This is a genomic window from Pyxidicoccus sp. M15, from assembly GCF_056858435.1.
Genome location: NZ_CM166495.1, coordinates 7,052,503 through 7,076,098 on the forward strand (window position 1 = coordinate 7,052,503; position 23,596 = coordinate 7,076,098).

Sequence of the window (23,596 nt, forward strand, 5' to 3'; positions counted from 1 at the left end):
ACTGCCGCACGCCATGACGCTCGTCGGCCGCCATATCGGTCGCTATCGCATCCTCGAGCAGCTGGGCTCGGGGGGCATGAGCGTCGTGTACAAGGGCCTGGACACGGCCCTGGACCGCGAAGTGGCGGTGAAGGTGCTGCACCCGCACCTGGCCGGCAAGGACGAGTCGCGCCGCCGGCTCGCGCGCGAGGCCCGCGCGGTGGCCAAGCTGCACCACCCCAACATCCTCGAGGTCTTCGACTTCTCCTCCGCGGACGCGCAGGACGCGTTCATCGTCACCGAGTACATCCGCGGCGTGACGCTGAAGACCTTCCTCGACGAGGGGCCCATGGACCCGCCGGAGCTGGCGGCCATGGTCATCCACGAGCTGGCGGCGGCGCTCGCGCACGCCCACGAGGCCGGCGTCATCCACCGGGACCTCAAGCCGGAGAACGTCATGGTGCGCGAGGACGGCGTCCTCAAGCTCATGGACTTCGGCATCGCGAAGCTGCTCGACATCGAGGAGCGGATGACGGTGACGGGCACGCTGGTGGGCTCGCCGGCCCACATGGCGCCGGAAATCATCGAAGGCCTGGAGGCGGGCCCGGAAGCGGACGTCTTCAGCGTGGGCATCATGTTCTACGCGGCGATGACGGGCCGGCTGCCCTTCACCGCGGCCAACACCACGGCCACGCTCAAGCGCATCCTCGACGGCGACTACGAGGACCCGCGCCGCCGCGTGCCCACGCTGTCGGACGAGCTGGCGGAGATTTGCGGCACCTGTCTCCAGAGAGACCCGGCGCGGCGCTACCCGGACGCGGCGAAGCTGCGCGACGCGCTGGCGGACTACCTCGCCGGGCTGGGCTTCGCTCGCGTGGGCGAGGAGCTGGTGTCCTTCTTCGCGGACCCGCACTCGTACCGGAAGCTGGCGCGGCAGCGCATCGTCGCGTCGCTGCTGGAGCGCAGCGAGCGCCTGCTCGCGGAGAAGCGCACGCCGCGCGCGCTGGGCAGCCTCAACCACGTGCTCGCGCTGGATGCGACGAATGCCCGCGCGCTCGCGCTCCTCAAGGGGCTGCAGCGCGCTCAGCGCGTCAAGACGTGGCGCCGCCGCGGCATCCGCGCGGGCGTCGGCCTGGCCACCCTCGCCCTGCTCGGACTGGGCGGCTGGAAGGTCCATCAGGCGCGTGCCGGGCAGGACATCCCGGGCACCACCGGAGAAGGCCCCCGGGGTAACGGCACGGGCCCGGGTGGGCCCGCGCAGCCGGGCCTTTCGGGCAGCACGGGCGCGCTCGCGCAGCCGGGCCTCTCGGGCAACACCACTCCGGGGACGGGTGGGCTCGCGCAGCCGGGCACCGGCGCGGACACGAGCCCCCTGAAGGGCTCCGCGACGGGCACCGCCGCGCCGCGGCCGCCCGCGATGGCGCAGCAGCCGTCCGGCAGGGACGAAGAAGCTCCGGCGCCCCTCGCCACCGTGACTTCCCAGGGCTCGCGCACCTCGCCTCCGGGCGGCCTCACCGGGCGCGACGACGCCCCTCCCACCCCGGGCGGTGTGCGCACCGGTGTCAGCCGCCCCGCGCTCGCCTCCCCGGACGACGCCGCGCTGCGAAAGCCGCTGGTGCGCAAGGTGCCGGTGTCCATCCTGGTGCGGCCGTACGGCAGCATCCGGGTGGACGACGGCACGCCCAGCTCCCAGCCGCTCCAGAAGCACGACGTGGAGGTGACGCCAGGGCGTCATGCCATCACCATCTCCTGCGACTACTGCGAGGACGTGGTGGACACCATCGACGTGAGCGCGGACGGGGAGAACGTCTTCCACCTGCGCGCCCAGCCCAAGCCCACGAAGCTCTCCCTCGACTACGAGCCCGCGGAGGCCACCGTGCGCGTGGGCGACGAGGAGCGCACCGCGCAGGAGAGCCTCCAGAAGCCCTTCGAGGTGCGCTCCCCGCGCGGCCCCGCCGGCTTCCAGCACACCGTCGTGGTGGAGATCTCCCACCCCGGCTTCCTGCCGGAGCGGCGCGTGGTGCACCTGCGGCCCGGCAAGCCCGAAATCCTGAAGGGGAGCCTCCGGTCCGAATGAGCCGCGGACGCTTCCTGCTCCTCTTGTGGGCGCTCGTCGTCGCGGCGCCCGCCGCGCTCGCCCAGGGCTCCGCCCAGGGTTCCGGAGACCCGGAGGTGGACGCCCTGCGCGCCAGCTTCGAGTACGGCAAGTACGCCGAGGTGTTGGACCGGGCGGGCGCCCGCATCGACCGCGGCGGGCTGGGCGAGGACGACCTGGTGGAGTTGCACAAGCTGGCGGGCCTCGCGGCCTTCAACCTCGGCCGCACCGAGGACGCCACGCGCCACCTGCGCGCCCTGCTCCGGTTGGACCCGGACTACGGCCTGGACCCCTTCGTCGTCCCGCCCCCGGCGGTGGCCTTCCTGGACGCGCTCAAGGAGGAGATGTCCAGCGAGCTGGAGTTCCTCCGCCAGGAGCGGCGCCTGCGCCAGGAGCGCGAGAAGGCCGAGGCCGAGCGCCGTGAGCGCGAGCGCGTGGAGGCCGAGGTGCAGCGCCGCCGCGCCGAGGAGCTGGCCAGCCAGGTCACCGTGCGCACCGTGGAGAAGCGCAACTTCCTCGTCAACTTCGTGCCCTTCGGCGCCGGCCAGTTCCAGCAGGGCCGCAACAGCCTGGGCATCGTCTTCGCCGCCACCGAGGGCGCGCTCGCGGTGACGAGCATCATCTCCTTCTTCGCCTACGACTCGCTCTTCGAGGAGCAGGTCATCCCGCTGGACAACGTGCTCGACCCGGATGGCAAGGCCTCCGTGCGGGTCCGCTACATCCCCACCAGCCGCAGCCGCCAGCGCGACACGTGGCAGCTGCTCAAGCTGTCCTCGGCCGCGGGCTTCTACACCATCTATGCGCTGGGCGTGGTGGACGCGCTGTACCACCATGAGGACCAGGTCATCCGCACCACGGTGGAGCCCCGTCCGGAAGCGCCCACGCCCTCGCCCAACCCTCCCCGCCCATCGCGCGTGGAGGCCCCCGCACCTCCGCCGCGCTTGAGCCTGTACTCCTCCTCCGGCGGACTCGGCGCCGGCCTCACCCTCTTCTTCTGAGCCTCTCCAGGTACGCGACGCCATGGCCAGCCTCACCGTCCGCTCTCCAGATGGCAAGGTCCGCTCGGTCTCCCTGCTCAAGCGCATCACCAGCATCGGCAGGGGCCCGGACAACGACGTGCAGCTCGAGGACCCGGGCGTGCCCGACAGCGCCCTCCACGTCACCTATGACGGCAGCCGCTACGAGGTGGGCAGCCTCGGCGCCACCTTCCACGTCAACGGCAAGAAGCGCGACGCGCACGCCCTGTCCACCGGCGACGTGGTCCGCGTCGGCGGCACCGAGCTGACGTTCGCCCGCGAGGACGCGCCCCGCGCGCCGCCTCCCCCACCCAACCCGCCTCGCGAGGCGAGCCGCACCTCCAGCCCGGACTCGCACACCTCGGAGCTGCCGGGCGTGCCGGGCCGCGAGCTGGTGCTGCTGCGCCGCCTCACCGCGTTCAGCGAGCGGCTGCTGGGGCTCTACGACGTGGAGCGCATCCTGGAGGGCCTGATGGACGAGGCCATCGAGGTGACGCGCGCCGACAAGGGCTTCCTCATCCTCATGGAGAGCGGCGAGCCGCGCGTGAAGGTGGCCCGCAACGTGGCCCGGGAGAACATCGAGGACGCGGTGGAGAAGCTGTCGGACTCCATCATCGCCAAGGTGGTGAAGGACCAGAAGCCCATCATCGTCGCGGACGCGGTGGACGCCCCCGAGTTCAAGGCCAGCGAGTCCGTGGTCAACCTGCGCGTCCACTCCGTCATGTGCGTGCCGCTGATGCACAAGGGCGACCTGTTCGGCGTCATCTACGTGGGCAATGACCGGCTGGTGAACCGCTTCGAGCCGAAGAGCGCGGACATGCTCACCATCTTCGCGGCGCAGGCGTCGCTCGTCCTGCAGAACGCGATGCTGGTGAACGACCTCAAGCTGGACAACACCGAGCTGCGCCGGAAGCTGGAGGACCAGCGCTACGGCGACATCGTCGGCGCATGCCAGGGCATGCGCGACGTGTACAAGCGCATCGACAAGATTGCCCCCACGGACATCTCCGTGCTGATCACCGGCGAGACGGGCACCGGCAAGGAGCTCATCGCCCGGGAAATCCACCGCCGCTCGCCGCGCGTGAAGGGCCCCTTCATCACCATCAACTGCGGCGCCATCCCGGAGAGCCTCCTGGAGAGCGAGCTGTTCGGCCACGTGAAGGGCGCCTTCACCGGCGCGGTGGCCACCAAGGCGGGCAAGTTCCAGGCGGCCATCGGCGGCACGCTCTTCCTGGACGAGATTGGCGAGATGCCCCTGCAGCTCCAGGTGAAGCTCCTGCGCGCGCTGCAGGAGAAGATCGTCTACAAGGTGGGCGACAACCGCGGCGAGCCGGTGGACATCCGCGTGGTGGCCGCCACCAACAAGGTCCTCGAGGACGAGGTGAAGAAGAACACCTTCCGGGAGGACCTCTACTACCGGCTCAACGTCGTCACGCTGAAGCTGCCGCCCCTGCGCGAGCGGGGCGAGGACGTGGTGGTGCTGGGCAAGTTCTTCCTCTCGAAGTACTCGCGCGAGTTCAACTCCAAGGCCCGGGGCTTCACCCCGTCCGCCGCCGTGTCCATGCGCAAGTACGGCTGGCCCGGCAACATCCGCGAGCTGGAGAACCGGCTGAAGAAGGCGGTGGTGCTCGCGGACAAGCCGCTGCTCGGCCCGGACGACCTGGACCTCAAGCCGGAGAACCTGGAGCCCATCATGCCGCTGCTCCAGGCCAAGGAAGAATTCCAGAAGCGTTACATCAACGAGGTGCTCGCCCGGAACAACGGCAACCGCACCAAGACGGCCAAGGATTTGGGCGTGGACCCGCGCACCATCTTCCGGCACCTGGAGAAGCTGGAGGCGGAGAAGTCGGGCCGGCCGCTGCCGCCCGAGGAGGGCGACGAGCTGCTCTAGTGTCAGAGGGGCGACCCGCACGGATGATGGAACGCACGACGCGGCGACAGACCCGGGCAGTGCTGCTGGTGGCCGCCGCGTGGGCCGCCACCGGCTGCCTCATCCCCCAGGACGACACGCAGCTGGACCGCGTACCGGAGTTCATGAACCGGCCCCCCCGCATCGTGGAGAGCCTGGTGTCGCCGCAGGCGCGCATCATCTCCGACTTCGGCGCCGGCCAGTGCGACCTCACCTTCGAGGTGGTGGTGGAAGACCCGGACGTGGACGACCGCATCGTCGTGCACTGGTACGTGGACTACAACCCGCAGGACCCCCGCCAGGCCTACCGCCAGTACGAGCTGACGAACACCCGCGAGCCCCGGCGCTCGGACCGGGGCACGCTGCTCATCAGCCTCGCGTCCGCCAACAACCCGCTGGCCACGCCGGGCCCCCACCTGGTGGAGGCGCTCGTCAGCGACTCGGAGCTGGTGGACCGGGTGCCGCGCTCGGAGACGGTGGAGCTGCCGGACGGCACCGTCATCCAGAACCCGGGGTTCGTCACCACGTACGCGTGGGCGGTGAACACGGTGCAGGGGGACTGCCGGTGACGCGCCGGGGCGCGGGGCTCGCGCTGCTGGCGGTGCTCACGGGCGCGCTGCCGGGGGCCGGCTGCGCGCTGCTGGAGGAGGAGCCGGACCCCAGCCTGCTGGTGTGCCGCTCGGATGACGAGTGCGGCGTCGACGAGGTGTGCTTCCCGGACGGCTGTGGCGACCCGGGCCGCGACATCGTCGTGGAGGTGGTGCCCAACCCGCAGGAGCGGCACAACGCGCAGGACTTCCGCGTGGAGGCCCTGCGGCCGGAGCAGGACCTGGAGCTGTTCGCCCCCGCCGCCGTGACGGGGCGGGTGATGCGTGCCACCTCGCTGCCGTCGACGGACGGCGGTGTCGCCATGCGCGCCTACTCCGAGCCCCTCCGCCTGCGCGCCACGGGCGAGAGCCTGCTGCTGCCCGGCGTGGTGCGGCAGTACGACGCGGCGCTGGTGCCCATCAACGGCGCCTGGAAGCTGCCGGTGGGCACCGGCGGGTACACGGTGACGCTGACGGCGGATGACCTGGAGGTGCCTCCGGTGCGGGGCACCAGCCACGTGGAGCCCGGCGCCACGGTGCCGCTGGACATGGTGCTGCCCGCCGCGGACACGCTGGTGCGGCTGAGCGGGAAGGTGGAGCGCCAGGCCGGCCTGCTGGTGGACGCGCCGCTCGAAATCCAGGCCCTGGACTCGGACCTCACGGCCCTGTCCCAGCGCGTGCCGGTGTCGCGGGGCACGGGCGACTTCACGGTCGTCATTCCCCGCGAGGCGGCGCGGCGCACCGCCGTGCTGCTCCGGGTGACGGCCACCGGCACGGCGCCGTGGGTGCCGCAGAAGACCTTCACCGTGGACCCGCGCGCGCCGCTCACCCAGCCGCTGACGCTGGGCGACTACGGCACGCCGGTGCAGGTGACGGGCCGGGTGGTGGGCCTGGACGGACGGCCGGTGGCGGGCGCCACCGTCTCGCTCCAGGGCGAGGTGGGCGGAGGCGGCACCTTCCGCGGTCCGCTGGCCACCACCGGCGCGGAGGGGCGCTTCATCGCGGACACGCTGCCGGCCGCGCCGGGCGGGACGCTGTCGCTGGTGGTGGTACCGCCGTCCGGCGACACCTCGGGCCTCACGGTGCAGTCGGTGGAGGTGCCGCGCACCGGCGCCGCGCTGCCGGACGTCCTCTGCCCGGACCGGCGCGTCCTCCAGGGTGCCCTCCTGCTGCCGGACAACACCACCCCGGCGCCGGGCGTGCGCGTGGTGGCGGAGCCGGTGGGCCAGGTGCCGGGCTGGCCGCGTCCGCCCGCGGGCGGCGAGGCGCTGGGCACCACGAATGACCTGGGCGTCTTCCAGCTGCGGTTGGACCCGGCCGTGTACCGCGTGGACTTCGTGCCCACGGAGAACCTGCCGCGCGTCAGCCGCACCGTCACCGTGCTGCCCGGCGAGGACGACGCGCCGCAGGTGCTGGCCACCTTCCCACTGCAGAAGGGCCGCACCGTCAGCGGCCGGGTGACGGAGGGCAACGCGGACGCGGGGACCGCGCAGGTCGTGCCCTATGCCTCCATCCGCTTCTACCGGGTGGTGACGCTGGAGGGGCGGCCCACCACGGTGCTGCTGTCGCAGGCGGTGTCGGACCAGGAGGGCCGGTACACCGCGCTGATGCCGGTGCGCTGAAACGCGCTCAGGGCAGCCGGCCGGCACCCGGGCTCTTGCGCGCGGTGGCGAAGGCGGCGTGCAGCGCGTCCACCGCGCCGCCCACCTCGCCCGCGTACTGCACCGCGTGGATGGTGTAGAGGTCCTGCACACCCTCCAGGCGGCGGAACACCGCGCGCAGCGACTCCCTGTCCCTCGAGTCGAGCCCGCACATGGATTCGCGCTGGCGCAGCCGCTCGAGCCAGGCGGTGCGGAAGCCCATCCACTGCCGGTCCACGTTGCGGGCGGGGGACACGCGCACCAGCTTCTCGCGCTCGGACTCCAGCTCCGCCCACAGCGCCTGCGCGCCGTCCAGGCACTCGCGGAAGGTGAGCAGCTGGGCGGCCGCGGGCGGCCTCTCCGGCGTCATGGCGGCGACCGAGCCGCCCACGTTCCAGATGATCCACACCGAGAACAACGTGGTGAGCAGGATGTACACGCCGTACGCGGCACCGCGGTAGCGGCGGAAGCGGGGATCTTTCCGGGGGTCGGGAACGGACACGGGGCCCAGGTCTTACGACCGTGGACCCCGTGTGGCAACGCTTCCGTGTTCCGCACCGTCAACCGGTGGGCGGGTGTGGGCCCCACGCAGGGGCCCGGATGCCCTACTGGCCGGCGGGCGTGGCGACCGCGGGGGGGGCGGCGGGCGCACCCGGGGCCGCGGCGGCCTCGGGGTTCATGGCGCGCTTCACCGTGGCGATGCGGCCGCGGAACTGCGGCTGGTACTGGCTGTTGGGGTAGGTGCCGGCCGCGTCGCGCGCGGTCTCCAGCGCCTTCTCCATCTGGCCGACCTCCTGGTACGACTGGGCCAGCAGCAGCATGGCGTAGTCGCGCGTCTTGGAGGCCTTGTCGCCCTCGACGAAGCGGGCCAGCAGCGGCACCGCCTTGTCGTGCTGACGGGAGTTGTTGTAGGCCGTGCCGAGGAAGAAGGACGCGTCCAGCGCCTGCTCCTGCGGCGGGTTCATGGCCAGGAAGCGCTCCATCTCCGAGATGACGTTCGCCATCTCGTTCTTGCGGAAGGCAATCTTCCCGCGCTCGAAGGCGGCGTCGCCCGTCTCGCGGCGCAGCGCGGTGGCGCGGTCATTGAGGGCCTGGCGCTCCAGGGAGGACAGGCGGGAGGTGTCCAGCTTCACCAGCGCGTCGATGCCCTTGAGGCGCTCGTCGCCGGGGAGCGTGGTCATCATCTTGTAGACCTCGCCCGCGGCGCGCTGCGCCGTCTGGTGCGTGGCCACGTCCGCGCGCTGCTTCTCCAGCTGGGTGGACAGGTCGGCGACCATCTTCTCCAGCCGCTCGCGCTCGTTGGTGGCGCTGGAGCTGCGCGCGCTGGTGATCATCAGCGCGGCGCCCACGGCGATGACCGCGAAGAGGACGTAGGCCACGGCGGACGAGAGCCACTGGCGCTTCTGGAAGTCCTCGTGGCGCTTGCCGACCGCCTTCACCTCCGCATGGAGGTTCTTCAGCAGGTTGTCGCTCTTGATGACGAGGTTGCGGGCCTCGACGATTTCGCGGCGGAGGTCCGCCAGTTCCTTCTCCACATCGGTCTTCGGCTGCTCTGGCATGGACATCTTCCTGGGCGCGGAAACGACTTCGGCCGACTCACGCATCGTAAGGAGTTCTCCGGGGCGTATGGCGATAAATTCCGGAGCGGAACAGCCCCGCGCGGCCAGTCCATTTCCGGAAAGCAGACAGACGGGCCACGCCCGCCCGCCTCCCCTACAAACTTCCAGGCAGGGGCCGCGTCGGCTCGGGCGGGAAGCTGTATGTCACGCCCACGGCGAACCAGCTACCTCCATTGCTGAAGCTGCCCACGCGGGAGTTCTTGTCGTCCTTGGGGCCCACGGGCCCGCGCAGGAAGGCGAGCCGGTACTCGGCCGTCACGCCCCAGCGCGGTGACAGGCGCAGCGTGGTGCCGAGCGAGCCCATCCATATCTGGGTGGTGGTCTCCTGCACCGTCTCTCCCCGGCGCTTCGACGACGCGAGCGAGGGCCCGGTGGAGATGCCCGCGAAGGGCAGCAGCCCGTACGGGCCCACCTCCGGCAGCACCGTCTGGAAGCGCAGGCCCACGGCGGCGCCGTAGCTCAGGGTGTCGATGGTCTGCTCACCCTCGGGCGAGTTGACGTAGAGCCGCCCGCCGGTGACGAACAGGTCGATGCCCAGCTCCACCAGGTCGTTGATGGCGTAGGCGAAGGTGCCCACCGCCAGCGGTCCGCCAGACGCCTCGCGGGCGCGCGGCAGCTCCTTGTTGCCGTCGCGGCTGTACCAGCTCCTGTAGAACGTCTCGTTGGACGTGAAGCGGTAGCCGGCCTGGATGGAGATGCGCCCCACCCCGTCCAGCGACGTGGAGACCTCTTCTTCGGCCTCGTCGGAGTCCTGGGCGGCGGCGGGAGCGGCGATGAGCAGGGCGAGCGGCGGGAGGAGGCGGCGGAGCATCAATGGACTCTGGGGGCCCTGGCGCGAGGCCGGGGCTTCAGGGGCGCTTGGGGCGCAGCGCGATTTCCAGGAAGGTGGTCTGCTTGCGGCGCAGCGACGCGAAGAGGCAGCGCACGACGCACAGCGCGCCGAACTCGCGGAGCACGACGTCCAGGTTGGCCACCACGTCCCGCAGGGTGATCACACCGCGCATGTGCCCGCTCCTGTGCGTTGCCGTGGGTGTCCGTCGCGTACGTCCTTGCAGAACCCGCCCGGTGCTACAGGCGTGTGGCGCACCGTAGCAGGGGACTCCCACGCGTCAATTTTCCGGGACGGCTACCGCGCGCGCCTCTCCAGCTCCAAGAGCGGCATCTCCAGCACCACCACCGTGCCGTGGATGCAGGGGGGGTGGAAGTCGGCGCGGTCCAGCTCGCCCAGCAGCGCGCGCAGCTGCGCGTCGGTGAGGGGCGTGGCGCTGGCGCGGCGCGCGGCGTGGCACGCCATCACCCGCACTGCCTCCGCCAGGGACACCGCGTCCAGTGTGGCCCCCTTGGGCGGCAGCGCGCGGGCCAGCGCCTCCAGCAGCGAGCGCGCGTCCGCGCCCTCCAGCCCCGGCGGCGCCGTCTTCAGCGCCACCGTGGTGCCACCGAAGGGCTCCACGTCGAAGCCCAGCCGCGTGAGCGCCTCGCGTCCCTCGACGAGCGCCTTCGCCGCCGGCAGCGGCAGCTCCAGCGTGGTGCCGAACAGCGACGGCGCCGGGGGCGGCTTCTCGTCCTCCAGCGCGCGCAGGTAGCCCGTCAGCCGCGCCCGCTCCAGCGCGGCGTGCGGGTCCAGGACCACGAGCGTTCCGCCGGGGCCCTCGCACACGTGGAAGCGTCCGCCCAACAGGCCCATGGGCCGCAGCGCCGCGAAGTAGCCGGGCGGCGGGGCCTCGTTGAGCTGCGGCTGCGCCTGACCGAAGGCGGGCGCCTGTCCCACGCCCGGCGCGAAGGGCAGCGCTCCTGGCCGCGTCCCCTGCCCCGCCGGGCCCGTGGGCAGCGGTCCCAGCGGCGCGCGAGGCGGTGCGGACGGAGCGCCCGGTGCATCCATCGCGGTGGGCAGCGGCGCGCCCCACGTCGCCTCCTGGGCGCGGGTGAGGAAGCGCTCCACGGCGAGCGCGTAGTGGGCGGCCTCGCGCGGCTGGCCCGGCTGCGGGGCGTTGGCGTCCGCCGAGGCGCCCAGCCACGGGGCGGCGCGCAGCATGCGGGTGAGCGCGGCGGTGAGCGCCTCCTGCACGCCGCGCGCGTCGGCGAAGCGCACCTCCAGCTTCTGCGGGTGCACGTTGACGTCCACCGCGCGCGGGTCCACGTCGATGTGGAGCACCACCACCGGCTGCCGGCCGGACGCGAGGAAGTCCTGGTACGCGCGCTGGATGGTGCCGATGAGGCCGCGGTCCCTCACGTAGCGGCGGTTGACGTAGGTGTAGAGGCCGCGCGCGTTGTTGAAGGTGAACTCGGGTGACGCGGCGTACCCGGTGACGGTGATGCCCAGCCGCCGCTCCTCGACGGGGAACAGGTGCGGGTGAGCGGTGGGGCCCAGCGCCGCGGCGATGCGCTCGCGCGGGTCGTCCGGACAGGCGGCGCTGGAGAAGAGCGTGGCGCCCTCGTGCGAGGCGAAGAAGCCCACCTCCGGGTACGCCAGCGCCAGGCGCACCACGGCCTCCTCCGCGTGCTTCAACTCGGTGTCACCCCGGCGCAGGAACTTGCGGCGCGCGGGCACGTTGAAGAAGAGGTCCTCCACGGTGATGACGGTGCCGGTGCGCGGCGGCGCGTCCTCCACCAGCGGCGGACCTCCGCCCTCCACCACCACACGCGTGCCCACCTCGGCGCCGACCTCCGCGGTGTGGAGTGTGAAGCGGGAGACGGAGGCGATGGCCGGAATCGCCTCGCCGCGGAAGCCCATGGAGTCGATGTGGAAGAGGTCGTCCAGCTCGCGCAGCTTGCTGGTGGCGTGACGCTCCAGGCACGCGACGGCGTCCTGGCGGCCCATGCCGTGCCCGTCATCGGAGATGATGATGCGGTCCACGCCCCCGCCCTCCAGCTCGACGCGGATGGTGCTGGCCTCGGCGTCGAGCGAGTTCTCCACCAGCTCCTTCACCACGGAGGCGGGACGCTCCACCACCTCGCCGGCGGCGATCTTGTTGATGAGGACGTCACTGAGACGGGCAATGCGAGCCATGGCGACCGTTCACCCTCCGCCACCCAGAAGACGTTGTAAAGCGCGACGGCACCGGTGTTGGCTGACATTCCCGGACGGCTGGGCTAACACCCGCCACCGCGAATGGACGTGTCACGACCAGACAAGGGGCGGCTTCGCGTCGCGGTCACCGGCGCGAGCGGAGACTACGGAAAGCTGCTCCTGCAGCGACTGGAGCGCGATCCCGACGTGGAGAGCATCCTCGTACTGGACGTGGCACGTCCCGAGGGTTCCAAGGTCGAGTACCACCGGGTGGACCTCACCCGGTACGACGCGGAAGGTGAGCTGTACGACGCGCTCACCGACCGCCCGGTGGACGCGCTCTACCACCTGGCGTTCCTCTTCGGCCCCATCCGCAACGGCTCGCTGGCCCATGAGCTGGAAGTCATCGGCACGATGAACGTGCTGACCGCGGCGGGACGCGCGCGGCTGCCGCGGCTGGTGGTGCCGTCGATGACGGCCGTGTACGGCGCGCGCGGAAACAACCCGGCGCTGCTGCGCGAGGACTCGCTGCTGCAGGGCTGCCCGCACAGCCGCTTCGTCACCGACAAGGTAGAGGTGGAGGGACAGGTGCGCGCCTTCCGCGAGCGCCACCCGGACATGCGCGTGCTGGTGCTGCGCTTCGCGCCGGTGCTCGGCCCCTCGGTGGACAACCCCGCCACGCGCCTGCTCAAGCGGGGCGTGGTGCCCACGCTGCTCGGGTATGACCCGCTCTGGCAGGGGCTGCACGAGGAGGACGCCGCGCGGGCGCTGCACCTGGCGCTGCGCGCGGAGACGTCTGGCGAGTTCAACATCGTGGGCCGGGGCGTGCTGCCGCTGTCCGGCCTCATCCACCAGGCGGGTGCCCGCCCGCTCCCCCTGCCAGGGCCGCTGTTCCGGGCCGCGCTGCGCACGCTGGACGTCGTGGGGGCCGGCACGTTGCCCATGGCCCTGCTCGACTACATCCATTACTCGTGGGTCGCGGACGGCGAGCGTGCCGAATCCGGACTCGGCTTCATCCCCCTCCACCACGTCAGGGACGCCGCTGCGGCGCTGAGAAGGAGCTAGTCATGGCCAAGGGAGTCCTGGGGAACGACCCCTTCCAGCGCGGCGCCGCGGCTCGCGCCGGTGACGGTGGGAAGCAGGCCACCGACGACACGAGCGCGAAGCCCGCGAACAAGGGGGCCGCGAAGAAGGCACCCGCGCGCGCGAAGGCCGGTGGGGGTGCGAAGGCCAACGGTGGCGCGAAGGCGGCTCCGAAGGCGTCGGCGGCGAAGGCCGGAGGCGGCGCGATGGCGGCGTCATCCGCCGCGAAGCAGTCCGGCGATGCGAAGGCCGGGAGCGGCAAGCACGCGTCGACGTCCACGAAGCAGCCCGGGAATGCGAAGACCGGGGGTTCGGTGGGCAAGGGGCGGAAGGAGCCCGCATCGCATGAGGCGGAAGGAGCCACGGCCTCGGAGCTCACGCGGGCGTCCGCGCAGTCGCGGTCCGTGACGGGCGGTGCCCAGAGGAACGCGGGCGAGCCACGAAACGGAGCAGGAACCGCGCACACGGGTCGGGCCGCCGCGCCCGTGGACGATGACGCGGCCTTCCCCCTGCGCGAGCCCGCCGCGCCCGTCACCCCGCGCAAGCCGCCGCCCCCTCGCAAGCCGGTGGTGGCGGACGAGCCGGGCGCGCGCACGGAGCGACAGCGCGAGGTGGACCACGCGCTGGCGGAGGCCCTGGCCGCCGAGGTGGCCGAGGCCACGGCGAAGGTCGCGGTGGACGAGGCGATGGAGCGCCGGCCCGGCCAGGAGCAGGACGAGGACCGGCTGATGGCCACGGAGATGGCCACCGAGCTGGCCGAGGCCGCGGTGGAGCAGGTGCTCGACCACAGCTCACCCTCGCAGCGCCCGGAGCGTGAGCGCGAGCTCGCCGCCGCGGTGGCCGCACAGGTGGCCGAGGCCGCCGCCGAGGTCGCCGTGGCTGAGGTCCTCGACCGCCATGCCGGCGCGCAGGCGAAGTCCGCCCGGCCCGAGGACGGGTACCTGGAGGAGCGCGCGGCCGACGAGGGCGAGGACGGCGCGGGCTACAACCTGGAGGCGGAAGCGGAGGGAGGCTTCGGCCCCGGCGAGGACGACGAGGAGGATGAAGAGGAGGACGAGGACGGCGCCTCTCCGTGGGACACGTCCGGGCTGGAGCTGTCCGTGACGCTCTCCGTGCAGGACCCCGAGGACCGGGACTCCTCGACGCTGGAGGCGGAGGAGGAGGTGCCGGACGCCACGCGCGACGAGCTGCCCCTGGGCCGCCGGACGCCGCTGTCCCTGGTGCCTCCCTCCGACGCGGGAAGCGGACCGCGCGAGCCGTTCTTCACGGACCAGGCCCGCGAGCCGGAAGGCCCGCGTCCCCTCGCCCAGCGCGCCGCGGGCATGCTCTCACTCGCCCGGGACATCGCCGGGCATGCGCTGGCGAGCCAGGGGTTCGGCCGGGCGATGGGCGCGATGAACGGGCTGGTGGACGCGCTGCGCGCCGGGCTGGGCACGGGCGGCGGCGCCAACATCGACGAGTACGGCAAGGACCCGTCGCTGGTGGAGCGCCTGGACCCGGTGCTGGAGTTCCTCTACTCGCAATACTGGCGCGTGTCGGTGCAGGGCATGGACCACGTGCCCCGGGGCGCGGCCATCCTGGTGGCCAACCACTCGGGCGCCCTGCCCTACGACGGGCTGGTGATGTCGCTGGCCATCTCCCGCGAGCGCCCGGACCTGCGCGAGCCCCGGTGGCTGGTGGAGGACCAGGTCTTCCACGCGCCGGTGCTGGGCACGCTCTTCAACCGCCTGGGCGCGGTGCGGGCCTGCCCTGAGAATGCGCTGCGGCTGCTCGACGAGCACCGCCCGCTGGTGGTGTTCCCCGAGGGCTACCAGGCCCTCAGCAAGCCCTTCGCGGAGCGCTACCGGCTCAAGCGCTTCGGGCGCGGCGGCTTCGTGAAGCTGGCGCTGCGCACGGGCGCGCCCATCGTCCCGGTGGCCATCGTCGGCGCGGAGGAGACGTCGCCGATGCTGGGCCGGCTGCCCGCGTCCTTCCTGGGCCTGCCCTACGTGCCGCTCACCCCGCTGGGCCCCCTGCCCCTGCCCGCCAAGTGGAGCATCCGCTTCGGCGAGCCGCTCGGCATGGAGGGCCTGCCGCCCGAGGCCGCGGAAGACCTGGGCGAGGTGCAGCGGCTCACCGAGCGCACCCGCGAGTCCATCATGGGCATGCTCCAGTCGCTCCTGCGCGAGCGCCGCTCCGTCTTCGCGGGCTGAGCACGCCAGGGGGCCCCGGGTTCAACGGGGCCCCGCAGGCGCGGCCTTTTTCAGCCCACCACGCGGTTGCGGCCCGCCATCTTGGCCTCGTAGAGCCGCTCGTCCGCCGTGCGCACCAGGTCTCCGGCCTCGCGGTGCTGGGGCTCCAGCGTGGCGATGCCCACCGACACGGTGACGGGGATGGGCTGCTTGTCGAACTCGAAGCGCTGCTTCTCCACCAGCCGCCGCGCCTTCTCCGCGAGCTGCCGCGTGCCGCCCAGCCCCACCTCCGGCAGGAGGATGGCGAACTCCTCGCCGCCGTAGCGGGCGAAGACGTCCTCGCGGCGGATCTTCGTGCGCACCGTGGACGCCAATTGCTTCAGCACCGAGTCACCCGCCAGGTGCCCGAACTGGTCGTTCACCTTCTTGAAGTGGTCGATGTCCAGCAGCACCAGCGACAGCACGCGCTCGTAGCGACGGCTGCGCGACAGCTCCCGGTCCAGCTGCTCGTCGAAGTAGCGGCGGTTGTAGATCTGCGTCAGGCCGTCCATGGTGGTCAGCCGGTAGATTTCATCGTGGTACGCCGCCTCGATGTTGCCGCCGGCGATGTACTTGAAGATGGTGCGGCCAATCTTCACCAGGTCGCCGTTGCGCAAGTCGCGGGTGCCCTCCACCAGCTCGTCGTTGATGAACGTGCCGTTGGTGGAGCCCAGGTCACGGATGCGGACGCCTTCACGCGTGTTGGTGATGCCCGCGTGGTTGCGGCTCACCGACTCCTGATCGATCTGGATGTCCGCCTTCGACGAGCGCCCGATGAGCGTCTCCTCGCGCGTGAGGTCGAACTTCCGCCCCAGGTCCAGTCCGTAGATCACCACCAGCGCCGCGTCGAGGTTGACCGGCCGGTCGGAGATCTTCGAGATGACCGTGACGACCGTCTCCTTCTGCACCGTGCCTCCCGAGGAGTTCAACGCTACCACCCGGTAAATCCTGAAAGCGAGTCACACACGGGAGTGCGGGTAGGGTCCTCCCGGGGTGCAGCGGCGACCTACCACGCCCTACCCCGTCAGGGGATATCCACGCCACGCACGGCGGCGACGGGCGGGCGCAGGGGGACGCCGTCGGGGTCCGCCAGCTCGGCCGTCAGCGTCACCCCCAGGCCCGAGCAGGTGGCCGGCAGCCGCAGCTCCACCTGGCCCTGGCCCTGGGACACGTCCTGGTCCCCGAGCAGCACGGTGCCCGCGCAGCCGGAGCCCCCCTGCAGGGACAGGCGCACATGGCCGTCCGCGCCGTCGCCCGAGCCCACCTTGAAGCCGGTGACGACCACGCGCACGGCGCTGCCCCGGACGAGGCCCTGGCCCTCCAGCTCCGGGTACAACCACGTCACCTCCGGGCGCCCCACATCCAGCGCGGACACGGCGCGCGTCAAGTCGCCCACGTGCTCCAGCCCGGGGCCCTCCGCCGCGGCCAGCCGGGCCGGGCCCAGCGTGTCCCCGGACGCGGGGCCACCCACGATGAGCGCCTCCACCTGGAAGCGCGCGCGCGAGCCTGGCGCGTCGCCCCAGGCGGTGCGGTCCTCGATGCCGGCCGGCGGACGCGGCACGCGGAAGCCCTCGCGGGTGGTCGCCGGATCCGCCAGCACCGTCCAGCGGCGGCCGGCGCGGTCGGTGAAGACGACGCGCACCAGGCTGGCCCGCTCGTCCACGTCGGCGCGGAACTGCCGGCCCGCCAGCCCCTGGTACGCGGCGGGGTTGAAGTTGTAGCGGGCGGCCTCGGGGATGCCGAGGAAGCCCGAGCCCAGGTCCACGGGCCTGTCACCCCTCGGGTCGAAGTCCAGCGCCGGCAGCTCCGCCACCAGCGTGGTGGTGGCCACGGCGGAGGACGCGTCGTCGCGCGAGGCGCCGGAGGTGGCGGCCACCACGAGTCGGTACGGCTGTCCCTCCAGGCCGCCATGCGCGGGGGCCATGCGCACCAGCACCAGCCCGGCGTCGGACAGCCGCGTGTCCCTGTCCGTGTTGGGGTCCGCCGGGGCCACGTTCGCCGCGGCGCCCAGCCCCAGCGGCACCAGGCCCCGGCCGGGCACGGCCACCGTGGCCAGCACATAGGCGCGGTCCAGGTACGCATCGCGGTAGCGCGGCAGCTCCGGCACCCGCACGGCGAAGGGGAAGGCCAGCCGCACGCCGCCCGTCTCGAAGGACACGGCTCGCGGGTACTCCACCGCCTCCAGGTCCGGCCTCCCCGTGTCCACGCCGGGCGTGGGGGCCAGGGAGAAGCGCGTGTCGCGCAGCACCGTCGAGGCGAAGCGCGGCGAGCCCGGCACCAGCTGCCCCAGCAGCAGCAGCGGGTCCGTCCCTGGCTCCAGGGCATTCAGCGGCAGCTCCCGCAGCGGCAGCTCGCCCTGCAGCGCCCACGCGGCGCGGGTGCCACAAGCGCCCTCGCGCACCGCCACCTCCGGCTCCAGCACGCCGTCCGGGGACGTGTCACAGACGCCGGCCACGCCGGGGGCGCGCACCTCCAGGGGCGGCGTGCCAGCCAGCCACACGCCCGCGCCCGAGGGCAGCTTCAGGCGCCGCCGGCTGGTGCCCAGGCCGACCTCCACCTCGCGCTCGGGCCCCAGCAGCGCCTCCGGCGACAGCTCGGCGGGAAGCCCCGGCACTGACAGGCCCGCCACGCCCATCCGCAGCGCCTGGGCCGTCGTGTCCGGCTTCTCTCCCGCGTCGAAGGCGCCACGCACGCCGCCGGCGCGGTCCAGCGGGTTGCGCCGCAGGGCCAGCCGCACGTCGCGCGCGCCCGTCGCGTCATGGCGCGCCAGCGTGAGGTAGCCGTAGTCCGGGTGGAAGGCGGACAGGGCCACCTCGCCCGTGGCCGGTACCCACGCGGCGCCCTGGGGCCCCGTCACCGAGCTGGCCGTCACGCTGCCCACCGCGGAGGACACCGCCACGGTGGCCAGCGGCACCGGGCGCCCGGTGAGCTCATCCACCACCAGCACGCGCACGCCGCCCGGCGGCACCTCCGCGGGCAGCACGGTGACGCGGGCACGGCAGGTGGCGCTCCCCACGCGGGCCTCCACCGCCTCGCGCTCGTCGCCGGGCTCGGCGAGGGTGAAGGTGGCGCCGAGCCCCGTGGCCCCACCACCCGTCACCGTCGGCGCGAGCGTGCGCCACGTCGCGCCCTCGCGCGGCACCAGCGGCGTGCCCTCGCGCGTCCGGGCCCACACGCTGAACACCACGGCCATGCCCGGACGGCCCACGACGACGTCCGGCGTCACCTCGCAGGCGGCCGCCAGCTCCGCGGCGGGCGGCGTCACACAGGCGCCACTCCGGCACACCCGGTCCGCGCCGCAGTCCGCGTCCGCCGCGCACACGCCCGGCATGCACCGGTTCAAGTCACACTGACAGCCCAGGGGCGAGCCGTCGCACTCGGGCAGCGCGTACTCGCCGCGCCGGTCCGCGCGGCAGTCCGAGGGGGTGCGGCACGCGGGGGCGCAGCGCGCGACGGCGGTGTCGCAGAAGAAGAACGCCGCGTCCGGACAGTCCTGGTCCACCGCGCACGTACGCGGCGGCGGCGTGTCCCCTGGAATGAGGGGCCCCATGTTGTCGTCCGACGCGCAGCCGGCCAGGGCCAGCAGCAGCGCGCACGCGGGGCCGACCAGCGGGTGGGAACGAGGTGAGGGGCTCATGGGGTGCGGCTCCAGGGGGACAGTCCGCGACCTTACAGGCAGGCCGCCCTCCGTGCGACGGTCGCCGACATCCACCGCGTCCCTTCCAACAGCCCTGGTGTCCGCCCGCCTGCTTTCCCCCTTGGCACGCGAGGCGAGGGTTGGCTTTCGGGTGGCCGGGAACCACAATCGCCCGCCATGGCGCGCAGCGAGCCCAAGACTCTCGAAAGCCTCCTTCCCCGTGTGCTGGCCCGCCTCGCGGAGGAGTCCGGCCGTGGCCAGACGCTGACGCCCGTGTGGGCCGCGGTGGTGGGCCCCCACCTGGCCCGCCACACCCGCCCTCATGCCTTGCAGGGCACCACGCTGGTGGTGACGGTGGACGGCGATGAGTGGGCGCGGAGCCTGGAGGCCGAGTCGGCCTCGCTGTGCGAGCAGCTCAACGCGCGGCTCGGGGCGGACACGGTGAGGGCCCTGACGTTCCGGATGGAGAGCCGATGATTGCCCTGCTCGCGCTCGGCGCCTTCCTGGCCGCGGCCCCGCCTTCCTCCGTGGAGGGCATGGAGGCCGAGGCCGCGCGCCACGTGGTGCGCGAGTTCGAGCGCGTGGGCCGTCGCGCACCGGCGCAGGACGCGGCCCTGGGCACGGCGGCACGACGGCTCGCCCGCGAGGCGCTCACCGAGGACACCACCGGCGCGCCGGACCTCTTCTCCCTCACGGAGGCCGTCAGCGACGCGGGCGGCGCGGACCCGACGCCGCGCACGCTCGTCATCCGCGCATGGACGCCCAAGAACGGCCTGGAGACCTTCCTGGCGCGCGAGGACTTCAACACCGAGCGGGCCTCCCACTTCGGCCTGGGCGTGGCCCGGGTGGGCGAGCGCACCGCGTTCGTGCTGTTGCTGTCGGACCGCAAGGCGGAGCTGCAGCCCTTCCCCCGAAACCTGGCCGGCGGCGAGCGCGCCGCGCGCACGCTCTGCGGCACCCTGGTGGCGCCCCTGCGCAACCCCGACGTCTACGTCACCCGCCCGGACGGCGACGTGGACCGGGTGTCCCTCTCCCGCCGAGGCCCCAACGGGGAGTTCTGCGCCCGCCTGGAGCTCGCCACGCCCGGCAGCTACACGGTGGAGGTGGTGGGCAAGGCGGGCGGCGGACCGGAGGTGGCGGCCCTCTTCCTCGCCCAGCTCGGCCTGCCCCGCCAGCGCGGCGCGCGCACGGAGGACACCGAGCCCACCACGCTGAACGAGGCCCGCGCGGCCGTGTACGAGCGCATCAACTCGCTGCGCCGCGCGCACCGCCTGCCGGAGTTGACGCCGGACCCGGTGCTGGAGCGCGTGGCGCAGGCCTACAGCGACCGCATGGCGTCGGAGGGCTTCTTCGCCCACGTGGCGCCGGACGGCTCCACGCTGACGCAGCGGCTGCCGGACGACGCCCGCTACGTGCGCGCCGGAGAGAACCTGGGCCTCGCGTCCGGGCCGCTCGCCGCGCACTTCGGCATCGAGCACAGCCCCGGCCACCGCCGCAACCTGCTCGACGCCGGCTTCCGCTTCATGGGCGTGGGCGTCACCTTCCGCAAGGTGGACGGACGGGAAGAAGCCCTCCTCACCGAGGTCTACACCGCAGCTTCCCCCGCGGTGCAGAGCTTCGCGGACCCGCAGCAGGAGGCCTACGACACGCTCGCCCGCTGGCGCACGTCGCACAAGCTGCCACCGCTGGAGCGCAGCCCGGCGCTGGATGCGCTGGCCCAGGCCCATGCGCGGCGCGCGCTGGATTTGGACCAGCCGTCGGCGCAGCCCGGGGGCGCGCCGCTGCACGAGCGCGTGTTCCAGGTGCTGCCGGACGCGGGCACGGCGGCGGTGGACTTCTTCGTCGTGTCGGACCCGACGGCGCTGCCGGAGTCTCGCAGCCTCGCGGACGCCACCAACAACCGCGTGGGCGTAGGCGTGGTGCGGGGAGACTCCCGTCGCTTCGGCGGCAAGCAGTACTGGGTGGCCGTCATCTACGCCGCGGTCCGCTGAAAGACAGACGGGCGGCGGTCGTCACCGGCGTGACGCCCCTCTTCCAGAGAGCAGGGGCGACCCCGGGACGTGGAGCAACACTCGCTAGACGGGACGACGCTGTGTGGCGTAGGCCTCGAGCCCCATCTGGGGCGGCGCCACGTGCTGGTACATCGGGCACTTCATGCACGTGAAGGACTGCCAACCCCGCCGGACGGCCTCGTCCAGGCAGTTGTCATAGTGATGGCAGTTGAGGTTGCGATGCGTCTCGACGCCGGCACGCTTGGGCCCGGCTTCGGGGTTGATGGTTTGCGGCAGATCGGCTGGACACGGCTTCATGGAGCCCTCCCTCTGAGCTGTTTCCCCCCCCGAGCGCTGTGAACGAGCAGTGCTACCGGACGACGTGCCCACCTATTTGGTGGGCGGACCGGAGTGGCGCGTAACGGCCGCGCAAAATAGTGATTCACTCCAGGTGACGCAACGGGTCGACTTCTCCTACCCAAGTGCACGTAATCGCCTGGACTCTTTCGGCGAATGTTGACGGGTGACGAACAGTCCGGACCGCCTCGATGCCGCGGGGATCTAGGACTTGTCGCTCGTTCTGTCAAACCACCCCCCCGAGAATGCAAGGGGAATGATCGGGCTTCGCGTCTCGTTGGCAGGCCGCAAAGCCGCGTCAGGAAAGGAAGACCACATGAGTTGGACCGGGCTGGTGGCGGGTCTGGTTGCGGGGGTGGCCCTGGGGCAGTCTCCAGCGACGCTGGAGGCAGTGCGGCTGCACAAATCCGAGGCGGCGAGTCTTGCGCGGGATGAGCTGGCGGCCTGTGTCGCGAAGAAGTGCCCGGACGCCGGGCGGCTCGCGCTGCTGGCGGGCACGCTGGCCCTCTCCGACGGGCAGGCGGCCGAGGCAAGAGAGCTCCTGTCCGCTCACCCTGCCCCCGCGGCCCTCGCGCCCTACCACGCCTTCTACCTGGGCCAGGCGCGCTTCTACGCCGGGGACCCGGTGGGCGCCGCCGCGGACTTCGCCCGCGTGCTGGAGGCCCAGCCCCCCGCGCAGCTGGCGGCCCGCGCCCGCGCGCGCCTGGGCGAGTCCCTGCTGAAGGCCGGCAAGGCGAAGGAGGCGTCCGCGGTGCTGGAGGGCGCCGCGAAGGCCTCGCCGACTCCGGAGCTGCTGTATCAGCGTGGCATCTCTCGCGGCGCCGCGGGCAACCGCGCCGGCCAGGTGGCGGACCTGCTCGCGGTGGCGCTGCGCTACCCCACACACCCCTACGCGGATGAAGCGGTGACGTGGCTCTCCGAGGGCAAGAAGCCCGCCGCGAAGCTGGGCTTCGCCGAGCGCACCCGCCGCGCGGAGGGCTTCCTGGACGCGGGCGCGGCGCAGCGGGCGCTGGACGAGCTGGACGCGCTGGAGAAGGGCGCGAAGCTGGCGAAGCCCCAGCAGGCGAAGGTGGCGCTGCTGCGGGCGCAGGCCTGGTTCGGGCTGAAGCGGCTGGAGGACGCGGAGAGGGCGCTCGCGGTGGCGGAGAAGGGCCCGCCGGACGTGGCCTCCCAGGCGGCGCTGGTGGTGGCGCGGCGCGCGCTGCGCTCCGACGACAACGTGCGCGCCCGGACGCTGATGGCGGCGCTGGACGCGAAGTACCCCTCGCAGGCCGCGGGCGACGAAGGCGCCTTCTTCACGGGCTGGCTGGACCTGCAGGGCGGCCGCTTCGCGGACGCGGTGCAGTCCTTCACCGCCTTCGACACGCGCTACCCGCGCTCGCGCCGCCGCGACGAGGGGCTGTGGTTCCGCGCGCTCGCGCACCTGCGGCTGGAGGAGTACGCGAAGGCGCGCACGACGCTGGAGGCGCTGGTGGATGCGTACCCGCGCAGCAACATGGTGCCGCAGGCGCGCTACTGGGTGGCACGCAGCCGCGAGCTGGAGGGCGCGAAGGCGGACGTGGTGGGCCCGGCGTACGAGGCCCTCATCACCTCCGCGCCGGCGTCCTTCTACGCGCTGATGGCGGCCGAGCGGCTGCAGGAGCTGGGGCGCAAGCCGCCCGTCCACTTCCCGCTGCCGCCGAAGCAGCTGGAGCTGCCCCGCCCGCCGCAGCTGGAGCTGGCGATGGAGCTGACGCGCACGGGCCTGTTCCGCGACGCGGCGGACGAGGTGGAGGCGCACGCGGCCCGGCTGCGCACAGCGGACCAGGCGCTGCCCTTCGCGCACGCCCTGCTCAAGCTGGGCGAGTACGGCCAGGCGCACGCGGTGGCGGCGCGCTACCTGTGGGGCCGCGCCTTCGGCGCGCGCGAGCCGGACGCGCTCGCGGCCTTCTACCCGCGCGCCTTCCCCAACGCGGTGGAGCAGGCCGCGGCGCAGGCGAAGGTGGACCCGTTCCTCGTCTGGGCCATCATGCGGCGCGAGAGCGCCTTCCGTCCGGAGGTCATGAGCGCGGCGGACGCGCGCGGGCTGATGCAGATCATCCCCCCCACCGCCACGGCCATCGCCGAGCGCCTGTCGGAGCCGGCCCCCGCGCCCGCGGACCTCTTCTCCCCCGAGCGCAACATCCGCTACGGCGCCTGGTACCTCTCACGGCTGATGGAGCGCTTCGGGCACCCGGTGCTCGCGGCCGCGGCCTACAACGCCGGCCCGGGCCCCACGGTGAAGTGGGCGCAGGAGCGCGGCACGCTGCCCCTGGACCTCTTCGTGGAGACGATTCCCTTCAAGGAGACGCGCGGCTACGTGAAGCAGGTGGTGGCGGACCTGTTCCTCTACCACGCGTTCTACGACGCCAATGGCAAGGGCCTGCGCCTGTCGCTCGAGGTGCCGGAGCCCTCGGTGGAGGGCGTGACGTTCTGACGGACGTGGCG

General features: G+C 72.8%; 18 protein-coding genes. 10 read left to right on the forward strand and 8 right to left on the reverse strand.

All coding sequences use genetic code 11. The annotated features are described in order from the left end of the window. Nucleotides 1–13 precede the first annotated feature (13 nt). From ACX9TP_RS26070 to ACX9TP_RS26090, 5 genes are read left to right on the forward strand one after another with little or no spacing between them, the layout of a single operon-like run. Nucleotides 14–2,056 (forward strand): serine/threonine-protein kinase, encoded by a 2,043-nt coding sequence (locus ACX9TP_RS26070; RefSeq protein WP_482973322.1) that lies wholly within the window; start codon nucleotides 14–16, stop codon nucleotides 2,054–2,056. Then, nucleotides 2,053–3,072: a hypothetical protein gene (locus ACX9TP_RS26075; protein ID WP_482973323.1), complete on the forward strand. Its 1,020-nt coding sequence runs from the start codon at nucleotides 2,053–2,055 to the stop codon at nucleotides 3,070–3,072. The genes ACX9TP_RS26070 and ACX9TP_RS26075 overlap by 4 nt, the downstream gene beginning before the upstream one ends. Nucleotides 3,073–3,094: 22 nt before the next feature. After that, nucleotides 3,095–4,981, forward strand: coding sequence for a sigma 54-interacting transcriptional regulator (locus ACX9TP_RS26080; RefSeq protein WP_482973324.1), 1,887 nt, complete (start codon nucleotides 3,095–3,097; stop codon nucleotides 4,979–4,981). 23 nt (nucleotides 4,982–5,004) lie between these two features. Beyond that, nucleotides 5,005–5,568, forward strand: coding sequence for a hypothetical protein (locus ACX9TP_RS26085; RefSeq protein WP_482973325.1), 564 nt, complete (start codon nucleotides 5,005–5,007; stop codon nucleotides 5,566–5,568). After that, on the forward strand, nucleotides 5,565–7,208 hold the full coding sequence (locus ACX9TP_RS26090) for a carboxypeptidase regulatory-like domain-containing protein (RefSeq protein WP_482973326.1): 1,644 nt from the start codon (nucleotides 5,565–5,567) through the stop codon (nucleotides 7,206–7,208). The genes ACX9TP_RS26085 and ACX9TP_RS26090 overlap by 4 nt, the downstream gene beginning before the upstream one ends. A gap of 7 nt (nucleotides 7,209–7,215) precedes the next feature. Here the strand turns inward: ACX9TP_RS26090 and ACX9TP_RS26095 are convergent, their stop codons facing one another. The 5 genes from ACX9TP_RS26095 to mutL form a co-directional block, all read right to left on the reverse strand. Continuing rightward, a complete protein-coding gene (locus tag ACX9TP_RS26095; RefSeq protein WP_482973327.1) occupies nucleotides 7,216–7,728 on the reverse strand; it encodes a hypothetical protein in 513 nt (170 codons plus the stop codon). Between the two features lie 103 nt (nucleotides 7,729–7,831). After that, nucleotides 7,832–8,830, reverse strand: a complete 999-nt coding sequence (locus ACX9TP_RS26100; protein WP_482973328.1) for a tetratricopeptide repeat protein — start codon at nucleotides 8,828–8,830, stop codon at nucleotides 7,832–7,834. A gap of 109 nt (nucleotides 8,831–8,939) precedes the next feature. Further along, nucleotides 8,940–9,656: an outer membrane beta-barrel protein gene (locus tag ACX9TP_RS26105; protein WP_482973329.1), complete on the reverse strand. Its 717-nt coding sequence runs from the start codon at nucleotides 9,654–9,656 to the stop codon at nucleotides 8,940–8,942. A gap of 37 nt (nucleotides 9,657–9,693) precedes the next feature. After that, entirely contained in the window at nucleotides 9,694–9,849 is a 156-nt protein-coding gene (locus tag ACX9TP_RS26110; protein WP_205520374.1) for a hypothetical protein, read from the reverse strand. A gap of 122 nt (nucleotides 9,850–9,971) precedes the next feature. Then, nucleotides 9,972–11,852: a DNA mismatch repair endonuclease MutL gene (mutL, locus tag ACX9TP_RS26115; protein WP_482973330.1), complete on the reverse strand. Its 1,881-nt coding sequence runs from the start codon at nucleotides 11,850–11,852 to the stop codon at nucleotides 9,972–9,974. Nucleotides 11,853–11,954: 102 nt separating this feature from the next. Here mutL and ACX9TP_RS26120 point away from each other — a divergent pair, with 102 nt between their 5' ends. Then, nucleotides 11,955–12,917, forward strand: a complete 963-nt coding sequence (locus ACX9TP_RS26120; protein ID WP_482973331.1) for an SDR family oxidoreductase — start codon at nucleotides 11,955–11,957, stop codon at nucleotides 12,915–12,917. Nucleotides 12,918–12,919: 2 nt separating this feature from the next. Continuing rightward, the gene (locus tag ACX9TP_RS26125; RefSeq protein ID WP_482973332.1) at nucleotides 12,920–15,127 is read left to right on the forward strand and encodes a 1-acyl-sn-glycerol-3-phosphate acyltransferase; all 2,208 of its coding nucleotides are present in this window, start codon (nucleotides 12,920–12,922) and stop codon (nucleotides 15,125–15,127) included. A 50-nt stretch (nucleotides 15,128–15,177) separates the two neighbouring features. On the opposite strand, the gene ACX9TP_RS26130 is transcribed toward ACX9TP_RS26125, so the two are convergent. Both ACX9TP_RS26130 and ACX9TP_RS26135 read right to left on the reverse strand, forming a co-directional pair. Further along, a complete protein-coding gene (locus tag ACX9TP_RS26130) occupies nucleotides 15,178–16,053 on the reverse strand; it encodes a diguanylate cyclase (RefSeq protein ID WP_482982224.1) in 876 nt (291 codons plus the stop codon). Nucleotides 16,054–16,169: 116 nt separating this feature from the next. Next, entirely contained in the window at nucleotides 16,170–18,782 is a 2,613-nt protein-coding gene (locus ACX9TP_RS26135; protein WP_482973333.1) for a carboxypeptidase regulatory-like domain-containing protein, read from the reverse strand. Nucleotides 18,783–18,959: 177 nt separating this feature from the next. Here ACX9TP_RS26135 and ACX9TP_RS26140 point away from each other — a divergent pair, with 177 nt between their 5' ends. Beyond that, a complete protein-coding gene (locus ACX9TP_RS26140) occupies nucleotides 18,960–19,259 on the forward strand; it encodes a DciA family protein (RefSeq protein ID WP_482973334.1) in 300 nt (99 codons plus the stop codon). After that, nucleotides 19,256–20,773 carry a CAP domain-containing protein gene (locus ACX9TP_RS26145; protein WP_482973335.1) on the forward strand — a complete coding sequence of 506 codons (1,518 nt, stop codon included), beginning with the start codon at nucleotides 19,256–19,258 and terminating at the stop codon, nucleotides 20,771–20,773. Before ACX9TP_RS26140 ends, ACX9TP_RS26145 begins: the two co-directional genes overlap by 4 nt. Nucleotides 20,774–20,857: 84 nt before the next feature. Here the strand turns inward: ACX9TP_RS26145 and ACX9TP_RS26150 are convergent, their stop codons facing one another. After that, complete coding sequence (locus ACX9TP_RS26150) at nucleotides 20,858–21,091, reverse strand: hypothetical protein (RefSeq protein WP_164001952.1); 234 nt, start codon at nucleotides 21,089–21,091, stop codon at nucleotides 20,858–20,860. A gap of 355 nt (nucleotides 21,092–21,446) precedes the next feature. On the opposite strand from ACX9TP_RS26150, the gene ACX9TP_RS26155 reads away from it, so the two are divergent. Further along, complete coding sequence (locus tag ACX9TP_RS26155; protein WP_482973336.1) at nucleotides 21,447–23,585, forward strand: transglycosylase SLT domain-containing protein; 2,139 nt, start codon at nucleotides 21,447–21,449, stop codon at nucleotides 23,583–23,585. Nucleotides 23,586–23,596 lie beyond the last annotated feature (11 nt).